This is a genomic window from Paraburkholderia azotifigens (genome assembly GCF_007995085.1).
Lineage (GTDB): Bacteria > Pseudomonadota > Gammaproteobacteria > Burkholderiales > Burkholderiaceae > Paraburkholderia > Paraburkholderia azotifigens.
In genome coordinates this window covers 1,577,688-1,593,666 of the sequence record NZ_VOQS01000001.1, presented here as the reverse complement: position 1 = coordinate 1,593,666, position 15,979 = coordinate 1,577,688, and the positions used below count along the sequence as shown (strand labels likewise).

The window sequence follows — 15,979 nt, the reverse complement described above, 5'->3', positions numbered from 1 at the left end:
AACATTGAACCCGCATCATCTACCGGGAAGCGTATGAAAATCACCATTATCGGCACGGGTTATGTAGGCCTTGTCACGGGCGCATGTCTTGCCGAGGTCGGCAACGACGTCTTCTGTCTGGATGTCGATCCGCGGAAGATCGACATTCTCAACAACGGCGGCATGCCGATTCACGAGCCGGGCCTGCAGGAAATCATCGCGCGTTCGCGCGCGGCAGGGCGCATCACGTTTTCGACCGACGTCGCGGCAAGCGTCGCGCACGGTGAAGTCCAGTTCATCGCGGTGGGCACGCCGCCCGATGAAGACGGTTCGGCCGACCTCCAATACGTGCTCGAAGCGGCCCGCAACATCGGCCGTACGATGAACGAGTTCAAGGTGGTCGTCGACAAGTCGACCGTGCCCGTCGGCACCGCACAGCGCGTGCGCGGCGTGATCGCGGAAGAACTGGCGAAGCGCGGCCTCAAAGACAGCGCGCAGCACCGCTTTTCGATCGTGTCGAACCCGGAGTTCCTGAAGGAAGGCGCGGCCGTCGAGGACTTCATGCGCCCGGACCGCATCGTAGTCGGCGTGGACAGTGACGAGGACGGCGACAAGGCGCGCGAAAAGATTCGCCGTCTGTACGCGCCGTTCAACCGCAACCACGAACGCACGCTGTACATGGATGTGCGCTCGGCCGAGTTCACGAAATACGCGGCCAACGCGATGCTGGCCACACGCATCTCGTTCATGAACGAGATGGCGAATCTGGCCGATACCGTCGGCGCGGATATCGAGTCCGTGCGCCGCGGCATTGGTTCGGACCCGCGCATTGGCTACCACTTCCTGTACGCGGGCGTCGGCTACGGCGGCTCGTGCTTCCCGAAGGACGTGCAGGCGCTGATCCGCACGGGTGCGGAAATGGGCCACAACCTGCGCATTCTCGAAGCCGTCGAAGACGTCAATTACGAGCAGAAGGAAGTGCTCGTGCGCAAGATCACGGGCTCGCTGGGCGAGGATCTGAGCGGCCGCAAGTTTGCGGTGTGGGGCCTGTCGTTCAAGCCGAATACCGACGACATGCGCGAGGCCCCGAGCCGTCGCGTGATCGCGCAGCTGCTCGCGCGCGGCGCAACGGTGCATGCATACGATCCCGTCGCAACAGCGGAAGCCAAACGCGTGTTTGCGCTCGATCTGGTCGACGCGCCCGAGCAGCAGGCACGTCTGCATTTCGCGAGCACGCAGGACGAGACGCTCGCAGGCGCCGATGCGCTTGTCATCGTCACGGAGTGGAAGGAATTCAAGAGCCCGGACTTTGCCCATCTGAAGACGCAGCTCAAAACGCCGTTGATTTTCGACGGCCGCAATCTGTATGAACCGGAGGCGATGTCCGAACTCGGCATCGACTATCACTCGATTGGACGTCCCTATGCACGACCCGCTGAATCTTCATCCGACTCCGACCGTGCCTGAAGGCGCGACGCTCGCGCCCGAGGTCGGCATCGTCGCGCGTCAGCGGCTCGCCGCAGCGCGTGTGCTGGTGGTCGGAGATGTGATGCTCGACCGGTACTGGTTCGGTGACGTGAACCGGATCTCGCCGGAAGCGCCCGTTCCCGTGGTGCTGGTGCAGCGGCAGGAAGACCGCCTGGGCGGCGCTGCGAACGTCGCGCGCAACGCGGCGGCGCTCGGTGCGCAGGCCGGCTTGCTGTGCGTGGTCGGCCACGACGAGCCGGGCGAGCGCGTCATCCAGCTGCTCGGCGATAGCGGTGTCGCGCCGTATCTGGAGCGCGATCCCGAACTGCCGACGACGATCAAGCTGCGGGTGCTGTCGCGTCAGCAGCAGCTGCTGCGCGTCGACTTCGAGAAGGCGCCCGCGCACGAGGCGCTGCTCGCGGGCCTCGCGCGCTACGACGCGTTGCTGCCCGATCACGACGTGATCCTGATGTCGGACTACGCGAAGGGTGGCCTCACGCACGTCACGCAGATGATCGCGAAAGCGCGCGCGGCCGGCAAGCCTGTGCTGGTCGATCCGAAGGGCGACGACTGGGAGCGCTATCGCGGCGCCACGCTGATCACGCCGAACCGCGCGGAGTTGCGCGAGGTGGTCGGGCAGTGGAAGTCCGAGGCCGATCTGCTGGAGCGCGTGACGAAGCTGCGCACCGAGCTGGAACTGACGGCGCTGCTGCTGACGCGCTCGGAAGAGGGTATGACGCTCTTCTCGGACGCAGGCAAGCTGCACGCGGCGGCCGTAGCCCGCGAAGTGTATGATGTGTCGGGCGCAGGCGATACCGTGATCGCGACGCTCGCCGTGATGCTCGGCGCGGGCCTGCCGCTCGACGAAGCCGTGACGCTCGCGAATCGCGCGGCCGGCATCGTGGTCGCCAAGCTCGGCACGGCCACTGTCGACTACGACGAACTCTTTCACTGATGCTTGCGCGCGCCCGCTGCATCGCATGGCGCGCGGCAGTTCATCTCAGCATCCGTTGACTCTCACCACTGCAGGACGACCATGACCCTTATCGTCACCGGCGCGGCTGGTTTTATCGGCAGCAATATCGTCAAGGCGCTCAACGAGCGCGGCGAAGACCGCATCATCGCCGTCGACAACCTGACACGTGCCGACAAGTTCAAGAATCTCGTCGACTGCGAAATTGACGACTATCTCGACAAGACGGAATTCGTCGAGCGCTTCGCGCGCGGTGACTTCGGCAAGGTGCGCGCGATTTTCCATGAGGGCGCCTGTTCGGACACGATGGAAACCGACGGCCGCTACATGATGGACAACAACTTCCGCTATAGCCGCGCGGTGCTCGATGCGTGTCTCGCGCAGGGCGTGCAGTTTCTGTATGCGTCGTCGGCGGCGACGTACGGCGGCTCGACGCGCTTTGTCGAGGAGCGCGACGTCGAGGCGCCGCTCAACGTATACGGCTATTCGAAATTCCTGTTCGACCAGGTGATCCGGCGCGTGCTGCCCACGGCGAAGAGCCAGATTGCCGGCTTCCGCTACTTCAACGTGTACGGGCCGCGCGAGTCGCACAAGGCGCGCATGGCGTCCGTCGCGTTCCACAACTTCAACCAGTTCCGCGCGGAAGGGAAGGTGAAGCTGTTCGGCGAGTACAACGGCTACGCAGCGGGCGAGCAGACGCGCGATTTCGTTTCCGTCGAAGACGTGGCGAAGGTGAACCTGTACTTCTTCGATCATCCGGAGAAGTCGGGCATTTTCAATCTGGGCAGCGGGCGTGCGCAGCCGTTCAACGACATCGCGTCGACGGTTGTCAACACGCTGCGCGCGCTCGACGGCGAGCCGGCGCTGTCGCTCGCGGAGCTGGTGCAGCGCGGGCTGATCGAGTACATCCCGTTTCCCGATGCACTGCGCGGCAAGTATCAGTGCTTCACGCAGGCCGATCAGACGAAGCTGCGCGCGGCGGGTTACGACGCGCCGTTCCTGACGGTGCAGGAAGGCGTCGATCGCTACGTGCGTTGGCTATCCGGCCAGGTGTAATTCGTTCGTACGCCTCTCTACACTGGGGTCTCCCGGTCGGTGATCGTCACCGGCCGGTGTTTCAGGGAGATTCCATATGCTCAAAAAAATCCTCGTCACGGCGGCCATGCTCGCCGCTTTCGGCCAGGCGTTCGCTTCCGTCGACGTCAACTCCGCTAACGAATCCGCGCTGCGCGGCATCAAGGGCATCGGTCCTGCGAAGGCGAAAGCCATTCTCGACGAACGCGCAGCCCACGGCCCGTTCAAGGACGCGGCGGATCTCAGCAAGCGGGTCAAGGGTCTCGGCGGCCATACGGTCGAGCGTTTGCAGGCCGAGGGCCTCGCTGTCGGCACATCAGGCGCTGGTGCGACGGCTGTCGCTGCTGCTGGCGCACAGGCTGGGGCGCCGCACGCGAAGTCCGCGTCCGCTGCGAAAAGCGACACGGCCGTGGTGGTCAAGAAGTAGCCATTGATCTGAACGCACGAACTGCGGGCCTGATGCGTGTCGGCATGGCATGACGCGCATCAGGCGCTCGCCTCCGTCTCATCGCTTCCCGTGGTCGGGGTCGCCACAGGCTACTCCTTCAGCCGTCGTTCAGATGACTGGCTCCCGCGGCAGATCCAGCCTGTCGCGGCTTTTTGCGTAAGTCCGGCGGCCTGCGTGAGCGAAAAGCGCAGCGCAAGCATCCATGCACGCGGCAGGGGCTGCCGGCAGCGCTACGTCCGGTAGTTTAGAATCGACGGATTCAAGACTCCGCGCACCGTCATAGCACGCAACCGACATGGCTTACAAAACGATTGAAGACACGATCGGCAATACGCCCCTCATCCAGCTCGTCCGCGTCGTGGACGACGATATTCGCGCGCGCAACAACGTCGTGCTCGGCAAACTGGAAGGCAACAATCCTGCGGGTTCGGTGAAGGACCGACCGGCGCTGTCGATGATCAAGAAGGCGGAACTGCGCGGTCGCATCAAGCCGGGCGACACGCTGATCGAAGCGACGAGCGGCAACACGGGCATTGCGCTCGCGATGGCAGCGGCCATCCGCGGCTACAAGATGATCCTGATCATGCCGGAAGACCTGTCGCTGGAACGCCGTCAGAGCATGGCCGCGTATGGCGCGCAGATCCTGCTGACGCCCGTGACGGGCGGCATGGAATACGCGCGCGATCTCGCCGAGCAGATGCAGCGCGAAGGCAAGGGCATCATCCTCGACCAGTTCGGCAACCCGGACAATCCGCTCGCGCACTACGAAGCGACGGGCCCCGAAATCTGGCGCGACACGGAAGGCCGCATCACGCACTTCGTGTCCGCGATGGGTACGACGGGCACGATCATGGGCGTGTCGCAGTATCTGAAGGAACAGAATCCGTCGATCGAAATCATCGGTGCGCAGCCGGAAGAGGGCTCGCGCATTCCGGGTATCCGCAAATGGCCGGAAGCGTATCTGCCGAAAATTTTCGACCGCAGCCGTATCGATCGCGTCGAGAACGTGAGCCAGGCGGCGTCGGAAGCGATGGCGCGGCGGATGGCGGCTGTCGAAGGCGTGTTCTGCGGCATCTCGTCGGCGGGCGCTTGCGAAGTCGCGCTGCGCATCGCGCGTCAGGTCGAGAACGCGACCATTGTGTTCATCGTCTGCGATCGCGGCGACCGCTATCTGTCGACGGGCGTGTTCCCTGCGTAATGCGAACGCGCGGCGCGCAGCATCCGCACCTGAACAAAACAAAACGCCGGCATGTGCCGGCGTTTTTTCATGGTCGCGTGAAAGCGATTACTGCGATGCCGCCGGCATCGACGCATTGCCTGCGTCTGTTGTCGCCATCTGCGCCTTTACGCGCTCGCCGAGCTGGTATACGGCCAGTGCGTAGAAGAAGCTGCGGTTATAGCGCGTGAGCACGTAGAAATTTTTCAGGCCGAGCGTGTATTCCGTGGGCCGGCCCGGCGACGGCAGATCGACGACGGTGACGGGTGTGCCAGCTTCCGTCCGTGTGTCGAGCCCCGGCTCGTTCATCAGCATGCCCGCCTTCAGCAACTGCTGTAGCGACCAGCGCGGCTCCGGCGCGCCCGTCGCACCGGCTTGCGCGATGCCAAGGCTGCCCGTGTCCGTCGCGATGTTCCACACGACGGGACGTCCCGTTTCCCAGCCGTTCTGCTTCAGATAATTGGCGACGCTGCCGATTGCATCCGCCTGGCTCGTGCGCAGATCGATCTTCTTGTTGCCGTCGTAATCGACCGCGTACTGAACGATGCTGCTCGGCAGAAACTGCGGAATGCCGATCGCGCCCGTGTACGAACCGAGCACCGTGGTCGGATCGATTTGGGAATCGCGCGTCCATACCAGGTAGTCTTCGAGATTCTTGCGGAACGTGATCATCCGTTCCGCGCGATTCGGCGTGTTCGGGTAATCGAACGAGAGCGTGGTGAGCGCATCGAGCACGCGGAAGTTGCCCATATAGCGCCCGTAAATCGTCTCGACGCCGATGATGCCGACGATCACTTCGGGCGGCACGCCATACTGCTCGTACGCGCGTTGCAGCGTCGCCTGGTTTGCGCGCCAGAATTTCACGCCCGCGTTGATGCGCACCGGATCGAGAAAGCGCGCCTGATACACGCGCCAGTTCTTGATCGACGGTGTCGGAGAGGGCGTTACGAGCTTGACCGCCGTCGCCGAATAGCTGACGCGCGCGAACATTGCGTGCAGTGCGGCGGTGTCGAAGTCGTAGCGCGCGGCCATGTCGTTGATGAACGCGTCGACATCGGCGTTGTTCGCGTAGCGCTGCGGAACGATCTCTTCTTCGAACGTCTGGCCTTGCGTGGGCTGCTCGGGCTGGCTCTGCGCGAGCTGCATGCGCGGCTTGCTGTTAACGGTCTGCGCCGAAGCCGGGCCGACTCCCGCGAACGCGCACCATGCGATGGACAGCGCGGCGGCTACAGTCGTTGCGCGTAGCCGGTGGGGTGCGGACGGAGCAAGCTTGGCGGTCATGGTTAACTGGATCTGTGGGGCAAAAAAGTTACGGGGCAGTATACCCGACGGGATTCTCGAAACTGTGCAGAAGCGTTGCTGCATCACGGTCTGGGCGCATCGTGTGGTAAGTTCGTAGTATTCGCGCAACCCGCTTGCGTCAATGGACGGAGACATGTAGCACGGCTTCGCGGCACTTCACGAAGCGCGCTGCTCACAATCAACTCATGGCAACCGGTTTCTATTCACACGCAGACTGCCTGCAGCATGAGATGGGCCAGTGGCATCCCGAATGCCCCGCCCGCCTGCAGGCGATCGAAGACCAGCTGATCGCGAGCCGCATCGGCGAGCTGATCGAGCGCGAGTCCGCACCGCTTGCCGACGAAGCCGCGCTGTTGCGCGTGCATACGAAGGCGCACGTCGACTACATCCGCGAGCGCTCGCCGCAGAGCGGCTATGCGGAGATCGATCCCGACACGTCGATGAACCCGCATACGTGGACGGCCGCATTGCGCGCGGCAGGCGCCGCCGTCGCGGCCACGGACGCCGTGATCGAAGGCCGCTACGACAATGCGTTTTGCAGCGTGCGTCCGCCCGGCCATCACGCGGAGCCGGCGCGCGCAATGGGCTTCTGCTTCTTCAACAATATCGCGATAGCCGCACGTCACGCGCTCGAGGTGCACAAGCTCGAGCGCGTCGCCATCATCGATTTCGACGTGCATCACGGCAACGGCACGGAGGCCGCGTTTTCGAACGACGCGCGCGTGCTGATGTGCAGCATCTTCCAGCATCCGTTCTATCCGTTCACGGGCGCCGACAACCAGGCGCCGAACATGTGCAACGTACCGATCGCGGCACGCTCGAAGGGCATGGTCGTGCGCGAGGCGATCGACCTGATCTGGCTGCCGCGGCTCGACGCGTTCAAGCCTCAGATGCTGTTCGTGTCGGCGGGCTTCGATGCGCACCGCGAGGACGATCTTGGCAACATGGCGCTCGTCGAGGACGACTATGCGTGGATCACGCAACAGATCCGCCAGGTCGCCGACAAGTATGCGAAAGGGCGCATCGTGAGCTGTCTGGAAGGCGGCTACAACCTGTCGGCGCTCGGACGCAGCGTCGTCGCGCATGTCAGGGCGCTGGCGGATATCTGAACGCACTGGCGCGCAGCGGAGGAGACAGCATCATGAATGCAGAGGCAACGGGCGCGCTGATCGAACTGACGCGTGATGCCTATGACGTGCGCGGCGCCGTGCGTCTCACGCTGAACCGGCCGGACGCGTTCAATGCGCTGTCCGAAGGGCTGCTCGATGAGATGCAGACGCATCTCGCGGAGGTCGCGAAGAGCGACGCGCGCGTCGTGGTGATCGCGGGCGCGGGCCGTGCGTTTTGTGCCGGGCACGATCTGAAGGAAATGCGCGCCGCGCCGTCGCTCGACTATTACCAGTCGCTGTTCGCGCGCTGCACGAAGCTGATGCTCGCGATCCAGCGCATGCCGCAGCCGGTGATCGCCCGCGTGCACGGCACGGCGACGGCGGCGGGCTGTCAACTCGTCGCGATGTGCGATCTCGCCGTCGCGGCCGATACGGCGCGCTTCGCGGTGTCGGGCGTGAATCTCGGGCTGTTCTGCGCGACGCCTTCCGTGCCGTTGTCGCGCAACCTGTCGCGCAAGGCCGCGCTCGAAATGCTGCTGACGGGCGACTTCATCGACGCGATGGCCGCGAAGCAGCAAGGTCTTGTGAATCGCGTGGTGCCGATGGACAGTCTCGACATCGAAGTCGCCGCGCTCGCGCAGAGCATTTGCGCGAAGCCGCGCGAGGCCGTCGAAGCGGGCAAGGGTCTGTTCTACCGGCAACTCGAAATGGGCATCGAAGCCGCGTATCAGCTGGCCGGGCAGACGATGGCCTGCAACATGATGAACGAGTCGGCGCTCGAAGGCGTGCAGGCGTTCATCGACAAGCGGCCGCCGGACTGGAAACCGACCTCGGACCGCTGAGCCGGCTTATTCCGAACGTTTCAGGATCCACGCGACGAGCGCATCGATTACGCGCTCGCGGTCGAGATCGTTCATCGTCTCGTGATAACTCCCTTCATAGAAGGTCAGCGTCTTGTCCGGCGAACCGGCGTGCGCGCCAAAGTCGCGGCTGCCTTCGGGCTCGGTGAGTTTGTCGGCAGTGCCGTGCCAGACGAGCAGCGGCGTGCGTAGATGGGCGCGGCCTTGCTCGATGCGCTGCATCGCAAGCAGCAACTCGGCGCCCGTGCGAGCCGGAATCGCGCCGTGATGCACTAGGGGATCGCTCGCGTTCGCCTCGACGACGGCCGGATCGCGCGACAGCAGCTTCGGATCGATCTTCATCGCCGGAAAGCGCGGCCACACGCGGCTGATTTTCTGGCTGAGCGCGAGCATCCAGCGCGGCACGTCGCGCCCGGGCGCGAGCGCGGGACTCGACAGGATCAGGCCGCTCAGCGTGCGCCGACGATCCGCTTGCTGCCCGATCGTGTACAGCGCGGCGATCGCGCCGCCCATGCTGTGCCCCATCAGGAACAGCGGGCCGTCGTTGCGGGCGGCTTCGGCGACGAGCGCCTCCACATCCAGCAGGTATTCGTCGAAGCGTTCGATCCACGCGCGCCGGCCCGGCGCGTTGCCGTGGCCGCGCAAGTCGACGGCGATCAGTTCGATGCCGTTTGCGTTCAGCGTCTGCGCGAGCGCTGCGTAGCGTCCCGCGTGTTCGGCGAGACCGTGGACGAGCGCGACCGTCGCGCGGCGCAGTCCCGCCGCGCGCCAGCGATAGAGCGGCAGCGCGAGGCTGTCGCGCGTGAGCGCTTCTGACCGGTGTGGACTTGGTGCAACGGCAGAGGGAACAGCCTGGGAGGTCTCCATAGACTATCGTCCGATTATTATTGGGGTGCGCACGATCATAGCGGCACCTGCAGAACCGACCCCATCTGATTCGCTCGAGCAATCCTCTAATTCCTGCCCGTTATGAAAGTCGCTGAAACGATTATTAAAGGATATGACGCGGCTGCGGTAAAATCGCCGGCTCAAATCCAATAAAAGTCACGGCGGCCGGTGCCTTGGGCGTGCGACGCCCGCTGGCAAGTCCGCCGTTTCGTTTTTCATGATCGAACTACGCAATCTTTCACAGCGTTTTCCGGGGCCACGGGGCTGGGTCGAGGCGCTGCACAACGTCAATCTGTCGATTCCTCAGGGCGAGGTGTTCGGCATCATCGGGCGCAGCGGTGCGGGCAAGAGCACGCTGGTGCGCACGATCAATCTGCTGACGCGTCCGACGGAAGGCAACGTCGTCGTCGACGGCCGCGATCTCACGACGCTGCCCGCCGCGCCACTGCGCGAAGCGCGCCGCGAGATCGGCATGATCTTCCAGCACTTCAACCTGCTGTCGTCGCGCACGGTGTTCGAGAACGTCGCGCTACCGCTCGAACTCGCGGGCATGAAGCGCGCGGAAATCGAGGCGCACGTGCTGCCGCTGCTCGAACTGGTCGGCCTGTCCGCGCAGAAGGATCGCTATCCGTCGCAGATCAGCGGCGGGCAGAAGCAGCGCGTCGGCATTGCGCGCGCGCTTGCGAGCAAGCCGAAAGTGCTGCTGTCCGACGAAGCGACTTCCGCGCTCGATCCCGAAACGACGCGCGCGATTCTCGATTTGCTCAAGCGCATCAACCGCGAACTGAAGCTGACCATTGTGCTGATTACGCACCAGATGGAAGTGATCAAGCAGGTGTGCGATCGCGTCGCCGTGCTCGACAACGGCCGTGTGGTCGAAGAGGGCAAGGTCATCGACGTGTTCCTGCAGCCGCATCACGAAGTCACGCGCGCGCTGATCGGCGACGTGATCGCACAGGAGCTGCCGCCCGCGCTGAAGGCGCGCGTCGCCGAGCGTCTGAAGACGGGCAGCGGCCATCTGCTGCGGCTCGCGTTCACGGGCTCGGGCGTCGATCAGCCAATTCTCTCGGAGACGATTCGCCGCTACGAACTGGACTTCAACATCCTGCACGGCCAGATCGATGAGATTCAGGGGCAGGCGTTCGGCTCGCTCGCGGTGCTTGCGGGCGGCGAACCAGCGAAGGTGGCGCAGGCAATGACGTTCCTGCGCGAACAGGGCGTGGTGGTGGAGGAGTTGTCGTATGTTGAGTGAAATGTTCGATATGTTCGTGCAGTCGTTCTGGGAGACGCTGATCATGGTCGGCATCTCGGGACTGATCGGCGCGGCCGTCGGTCTGCCGCTCGGCGTAGCGCTCTATCTGACGGATCGCCAGGGCGTGATGCAGAACCTGCCGTTCAATCGCGCGATGGGCGTCGTCGTCAATGCCGTGCGCTCGGTGCCGTTCATCATTCTGCTCGTCGCGGTGATTCCCTTTACGCGTCTCGTCGTCGGTTCGTCGATCGGCACGGCAGCCGCCGTCGTGCCGCTGACGATCGCGGCTGCGCCGTTCATCGCGCGGCTCGTCGAAACGGCGCTGCGCGAAGTCGATCGCGGGCTGATCGAAGCCGCGCAGGCAATGGGTGCGACCAACTCGCAGATCGTCTTCAAGGTGCTGCTGCCGGAATCGCTGCCGGGCATCGTCGCCGGTCTGACGATCACGTTCGTGTCGCTGGTCGGCTATTCGGCGATGGCGGGCGCGATCGGCGGCGGCGGTCTGGGCGATCTGGGCATCCGCTACGGATATCAGCGTTTTCTGCCGGAAGTGATGGTGACGGTCGTCGTGATCCTGATCGTTTTCGTGCAACTGGTGCAGTCGTTCGGGGATTGGCTCGTGCGTCGCTTGAGTCACAAATGAGCCACAAATAAATAACTTCAACAGATAAAAGGTTTGGTCTTATGCAACGTCGTTTCATTTTCAAGCTGGCAGCCGCGTTTAGCGCGGTGACCCTGCTGGGCGCATCGCAACTCGCATTCGCCGACGAATCGATCAAGGTCGGCGTGACGGGCGGCCCGCACGCGCAACTGATGGACGTCGTGAAGACGGTTGCGGCGAAGAACGGCCTGAACATCAAGGTCATCGAGTTCTCGGACTATGTGCAGCCGAATGCGGCGCTCGCGGGCGGCGATCTCGACGCGAACAGCTACCAGCACGACCCGTATCTGCAGGCGCAGGTGAAGGACCGCGGCTACAAGCTGATCAAGGTCGCCGATACAGTGACATTCCCGATGGGCATCTATTCGAAGAAGATCAAGTCGCTGGCCGAGTTGCCCAACGGTGCGAAGATCGCCGTGCCGAACGATCCGACCAACGGCGGCCGCGCCTTGCTGCTGCTGCAGAAGCAGGGCTTGATCAAGTTGCGCGCCGACGCGGGCCTGAAGGCGACGCCGCTCGACATCGCCGAGAACCCGAAGAAGCTGAAGATCGTCGAACTCGATGCCGCGCAGATTCCGCGCTCGCTTGGCGACGTCGACGCGGCCGCCATCAACACGAACTTCGCGATGGAAGCCGGTCTGAAGCCGAAGCAGGATGCAATTGCGATCGAAGACCCGAAGGGGCCGTACGTGAACATCATTGCGATCCGCGAGGCGGACCGCAACAAGCCGTGGGTGGCGAAGCTGATCGCGGCTTACCACTCGCCGGAAGTGAAGCAGTACATCGAAAGCAGGTTTGGCGGCGCGGTGATCGCGTCCTGGTGATGGCCGGTCGAATCGCGTAGGCGCGGGCGTGCTGCCTGCGTCGATGCGATTGCGCAGACTTATCGGTGAGAACCCGGACTTGGCCTCCGGGTTTTTTCCGGTTTAGAATAGCACGACCGTTCGCTATTTCCGTCACCCTGTCGGGGAGCGATATCCTCAACACCAAGCAATCCCGGAGCGGCTGTCGCAGAGGCTGTCGCTATAATGTCCGTCGGGTTGACGTATTCGTAACTTTGGAGCGTGTGCATGAAAATCCTGGTGCCAGTCAAGAGAGTGGTTGACTACAACGTGAAGGTCCGCGTGAAGTCGGACAACACGGGCGTCGACATTGCCAATGTGAAGATGTCGATGAATCCGTTCGACGAAATCGCCGTCGAAGAAGCCGTGCGTCTGAAGGAAGCGGGCGTGGCGACGGAAGTGATCGCCGTGTCGGCAGGTGTGACGCAATGTCAGGAAACGCTGCGCACGGCGCTGGCGATCGGCGCGGACCGCGCGATCCTGATCGAATCGAATGAAGACCTGCAGCCGCTGGCTGTTGCGAAGCTGCTCAAGGCGCTGGTCGACAAGGAGCAGCCGCAGCTGGTGATTCTCGGCAAGCAGGCCATCGACGACGACTCCAATCAGACAGGCCAGATGCTGGCTGCTTTGGCGAATCTGCCGCAGGCGACATTTGCATCGAAGGTTGTCGTCGCTGACGGCAAGGCAACCGTGTCGCGCGAAGTCGATGGCGGCGCGGAAACGCTGTCGCTGAAGCTGCCCGCAGTGGTGACGACCGATCTGCGCCTGAACGAGCCGCGTTATGTGACGCTGCCGAACATCATGAAGGCGAAGAAAAAGCCGCTGGAAACCGTGAAGCCGGAAGATCTGGGCGTCGATGTCACGCCGCGTCTGAAGACGCTGAAGGTCAGCGAGCCGCCGAAACGCTCGGCTGGCGTGAAGGTCGCCGACGTGAAGACGCTGGTCGAGAAGCTCAAGACGGAAGCCAAGGTGCTTTGATTTTTCGGGCACACGGAGACGAATGAAATGACGATTCTGGTAATTGCTGAACACGACAACGCGGCGCTCAAGGCAGCGACGCTGAATACGGTGGCTGCCGCGCAGAAGATTGGCGGCGACGTGCATGTGCTGATCGCTGGCCACAACGCGCAAGGCGCGGCGGATGCGGCCGCGAAGGTGGCGGGCGTCGCGAAGGTGCTGCTGGCTGACGCGCCGCAACTGGCCGAAGGCCTCGCGGAAAACGTCGAGGCGACGGTGCTGACGCTTGTGCAAGACCCGGCGAAGGATTATTCGCATATCCTCGCGCCCGCTACGGCCTACGGCAAGAACATCGCGCCGCGTATCGCCGCGAAGCTCGACGTCGCGCAGATCAGCGACATCACGGCCGTCGATTCGGCCGATACCTTCGAGCGCCCGATCTACGCGGGCAACGCGATCGCGATCGTGCAATCGGCTGACCCCATCAAGGTCATCACGGTTCGCGCGACGGGCTTCGATCCTGTTGCAGCGGAAGGCGGCAGCGCAGCGGTCGAGAAGATCGAAGCCGCGGCTGATTCCGGCATGTCGCAGTTCGTGAGTCGTGAAGTCACGAAGCTCGACCGTCCGGAACTGACGTCGGCGAACATCATCGTGTCGGGTGGCCGGGGTCTGGGCAGCGGCGAGAACTACAACAAGGTTCTCGAGCCGCTCGCCGACAAGCTCGGCGCGGCAATGGGTGCATCGCGCGCAGCCGTCGATGCGGGTTACGTGCCCAACGACTATCAGGTCGGTCAAACCGGCAAGATCGTCGCGCCGCAGCTGTATATCGCGGTCGGCATCTCGGGTGCAATTCAGCATCTGGCCGGCATGAAGGACTCGAAGGTCATCGTCGCGATCAACAAGGACGAAGAAGCGCCCATTTTCAGCGTCGCAGATTACGGTCTGGTCGGCGATCTGTTCGCCGTCGTGCCCGATCTGGTGAAGGAACTCGGCTGATCGAACGACGCGCCGTCTGAGGGCGCGCGACACCAGGAAAGAGGCGCGAGGATGAAAAATCCAGCGCCTCTTTTTTCATTTGAGCCAGGGAGGAGACACACCATGAGCTACACGGCACCCATCAAGGACATGATGTTCGTGATGCAGGAACTGGCCGGACTGGACGATATCGCCGCGCTGCCCGGACTCGAGGAGGCGAACGCGGATACCGCACAGGCCGTACTCGAAGAATCCTCGAAACTGTGCGGCGAAGTGCTGGCGCCGCTGAACGTCGAAGGCGACCGCAATCCGAGCAGCTGGAAGGACGGCAAGGTCACGGCAACGCCCGGTTTCGCCGATGCATTCCGTCAGTTCGCGGCAGGCGGCTGGCAAGGCGTGCAGCATCCCGTCGAATACGAAGGCCAGGGCCTGCCCAAGCTGATCGCGACGGCCTGCATCGAGATGCTCAATGCGTCGAACCTGTCGTTCGCGCTGTGTCCGTTGCTGACGGATGGCGCCATCGAGGCGCTGCTCACCGCCGGCAGCGAAGAACAGAAACAGACCTACGTGCCGCGCCTGATTTCCGGCGAATGGACGGGCACGATGAACCTCACCGAGCCGCAGGCGGGCTCCGATCTCGCGCTGGTGCGCACGCGCGCCGAGCCGCAGGGCGACGGTTCGTTCAGGATCTTCGGCACGAAGATCTTCATCACGTGGGGCGAGCATGACATGGCGGACAATATCGTCCATCTGGTGCTTGCGCGCACGCCGGACGCGCCTGAGGGCGTGAAGGGCATTTCGCTGTTCCTCGTGCCCAAGTTCCTCGTCAACGACGACGGCTCGCTGGGCGAGCGCAACGACGTGCATTGCGTGTCGATCGAACACAAGCTCGGTATCAAGGCGAGCCCGACAGCCGTTCTGCAATTCGGCGATCACGGTGGCGCAATCGGTCAGCTGATCGGCGAAGCGAATCGCGGCCTCGAATACATGTTCATCATGATGAACGCGGCGCGTTTCGCCGTCGGCATGCAGGGCGTGGCCGTCGCGGATCGTGCGTATCAGAAGGCCGTGGCGTACGCGAAAGAGCGTGTGCAGAGCCGTCCCGTCGATGGCTCGGCGAAGCAGGCCGTATCGATCATTCATCATCCGGACGTGCGCCGCATGCTCTCGACGATGCGCGCGCTGACGGAAGCGTCGCGCGCACTCGCGTATGTCGCCGCATCGCACAGCGATATCGCGCACCACCACGCCGACGAAGCGACACGCGCCGGGCATCTCGCGATCTACGAATACCTGGTGCCGGTCGTGAAGGGCTGGAGCACGGAGCTTTCCGTCGATGTGGCGAGTCTCGGCGTGCAGGTGCATGGCGGCATGGGCTTCATCGAGGAAACGGGCGCGGCGCAGTATTACCGCGACGCGCGCATCCTGCCGATCTACGAAGGCACGACGGCGATTCAGGCGAATGATCTGATCGGGCGCAAGACGCTGCGCGACGGCGGCGCGGTGGCAAACAGGCTGCTCGCGGACATCGCACAGACCGTCGAAGCGCTGAAGCAGCACAAGGGCGCGGCCTTCGAGTCGATGCAGAAGCACCTGTCGCGCGGCCATGATGCGTTGCAATCGACGGTGGCGTTCGTCCTGGCGAATGCGAAGAGCGATCCGAACGCGGTGTTTGCGGGCAGCGTGCCGTATCTGAAGCTCGCGGGCATCGTGCTCGGCGGCTGGCAGATGGCGCGCGCGATGCTGGCCGCGCAGGCGAAACTCAACGACGACGCCTCGTTCTACAGCGCAAAAATCGCGACGGCGCAGTTCTTCGCGGAACACGTGCTGCCGCAGGCCGTGGCGCTGGAAGCATCGGTCGTCAGCGCAAACGGCGGCGAAGGGATGCTGGCGCTGCACGAAGACCAGTTTTAACAAGGCCGCGCATGCAGCAAACAAAAACGGCGCTCAAAGGCGCCGTTTTTGCATCAAAAAGC

15 protein-coding genes are annotated in these 15,979 nt (G+C 63.6%); 13 read left to right on the top strand and 2 right to left on the bottom strand.

The window, feature by feature from the left end:
* Window positions 1–33: 33 nt before the first annotated feature.
* The 5 genes from FRZ40_RS07060 (at window position 34) to cysM (ending at window position 5,139) form a co-directional block, all read left to right on the top strand.
* Window positions 34–1,446 carry a UDP-glucose dehydrogenase family protein gene (locus FRZ40_RS07060; protein WP_147233732.1) on the top strand — a complete coding sequence of 471 codons (1,413 nt, stop codon included), beginning with the start codon at window positions 34–36 and terminating at the stop codon, window positions 1,444–1,446.
* Window positions 1,403–2,401 (top strand): D-glycero-beta-D-manno-heptose-7-phosphate kinase, encoded by a 999-nt coding sequence (gene rfaE1 / locus FRZ40_RS07055; protein WP_051446694.1) that lies wholly within the window; start codon window positions 1,403–1,405, stop codon window positions 2,399–2,401. Before FRZ40_RS07060 ends, rfaE1 begins: the two co-directional genes overlap by 44 nt.
* 81 nt (window positions 2,402–2,482) lie before the next feature.
* Window positions 2,483–3,475, top strand: a complete 993-nt coding sequence (rfaD, locus tag FRZ40_RS07050) for an ADP-glyceromanno-heptose 6-epimerase (RefSeq protein WP_028371039.1) — start codon at window positions 2,483–2,485, stop codon at window positions 3,473–3,475.
* Between the two features lie 76 nt (window positions 3,476–3,551).
* Window positions 3,552–3,920, top strand: coding sequence for a ComEA family DNA-binding protein (locus tag FRZ40_RS07045; protein ID WP_147233731.1), 369 nt, complete (start codon window positions 3,552–3,554; stop codon window positions 3,918–3,920).
* Window positions 3,921–4,236: 316 nt separating this feature from the next.
* Window positions 4,237–5,139: a cysteine synthase CysM gene (gene cysM, locus FRZ40_RS07040; RefSeq protein WP_028371041.1), complete on the top strand. Its 903-nt coding sequence runs from the start codon at window positions 4,237–4,239 to the stop codon at window positions 5,137–5,139.
* 87 nt (window positions 5,140–5,226) lie between these two features.
* Here cysM and mltB read toward each other — a convergent pair whose 3' ends face one another.
* A complete protein-coding gene (gene mltB / locus FRZ40_RS07035; protein WP_028371042.1) occupies window positions 5,227–6,438 on the bottom strand; it encodes a lytic murein transglycosylase B in 1,212 nt (403 codons plus the stop codon).
* A 206-nt stretch (window positions 6,439–6,644) separates the two neighbouring features.
* Between mltB and FRZ40_RS07030 the strand changes: the two genes are divergently transcribed.
* Window positions 6,645–7,568, top strand: coding sequence for a histone deacetylase family protein (locus tag FRZ40_RS07030; protein ID WP_147233730.1), 924 nt, complete (start codon window positions 6,645–6,647; stop codon window positions 7,566–7,568).
* 32 nt (window positions 7,569–7,600) lie between these two features.
* Entirely contained in the window at window positions 7,601–8,410 is an 810-nt protein-coding gene (locus FRZ40_RS07025) for an enoyl-CoA hydratase (RefSeq protein WP_028371044.1), read from the top strand.
* Window positions 8,411–8,416: 6 nt separating this feature from the next.
* Here FRZ40_RS07025 and FRZ40_RS07020 read toward each other — a convergent pair whose 3' ends face one another.
* On the bottom strand, window positions 8,417–9,295 hold the full coding sequence (locus FRZ40_RS07020; protein WP_147233729.1) for an alpha/beta hydrolase: 879 nt from the start codon (window positions 9,293–9,295) through the stop codon (window positions 8,417–8,419).
* 238 nt (window positions 9,296–9,533) lie between these two features.
* Between FRZ40_RS07020 and FRZ40_RS07015 the strand changes: the two genes are divergently transcribed.
* The 6 genes from FRZ40_RS07015 to FRZ40_RS06990 all read left to right on the top strand — a co-directional run bounded on the left by FRZ40_RS07015 (window position 9,534) and on the right by FRZ40_RS06990 (window position 15,917).
* A complete protein-coding gene (locus FRZ40_RS07015) occupies window positions 9,534–10,568 on the top strand; it encodes a methionine ABC transporter ATP-binding protein (protein ID WP_147233728.1) in 1,035 nt (344 codons plus the stop codon).
* The gene (locus FRZ40_RS07010) at window positions 10,558–11,211 is read left to right on the top strand and encodes a methionine ABC transporter permease (protein ID WP_028371047.1); all 654 of its coding nucleotides are present in this window, start codon (window positions 10,558–10,560) and stop codon (window positions 11,209–11,211) included. Before FRZ40_RS07015 ends, FRZ40_RS07010 begins: the two co-directional genes overlap by 11 nt.
* 41 nt (window positions 11,212–11,252) lie before the next feature.
* Window positions 11,253–12,053 carry a MetQ/NlpA family ABC transporter substrate-binding protein gene (locus FRZ40_RS07005; RefSeq protein ID WP_147233727.1) on the top strand — a complete coding sequence of 267 codons (801 nt, stop codon included), beginning with the start codon at window positions 11,253–11,255 and terminating at the stop codon, window positions 12,051–12,053.
* A 246-nt stretch (window positions 12,054–12,299) separates the two neighbouring features.
* Window positions 12,300–13,049 (top strand): electron transfer flavoprotein subunit beta/FixA family protein, encoded by a 750-nt coding sequence (locus FRZ40_RS07000; RefSeq protein ID WP_147233726.1) that lies wholly within the window; start codon window positions 12,300–12,302, stop codon window positions 13,047–13,049.
* Between the two features lie 27 nt (window positions 13,050–13,076).
* Window positions 13,077–14,024: an electron transfer flavoprotein subunit alpha/FixB family protein gene (locus FRZ40_RS06995; protein WP_147233725.1), complete on the top strand. Its 948-nt coding sequence runs from the start codon at window positions 13,077–13,079 to the stop codon at window positions 14,022–14,024.
* Window positions 14,025–14,126: 102 nt separating this feature from the next.
* Window positions 14,127–15,917, top strand: a complete 1,791-nt coding sequence (locus FRZ40_RS06990) for an acyl-CoA dehydrogenase (protein WP_147233724.1) — start codon at window positions 14,127–14,129, stop codon at window positions 15,915–15,917.
* The last annotated feature ends 62 nt before the right edge of the window (window positions 15,918–15,979 follow it).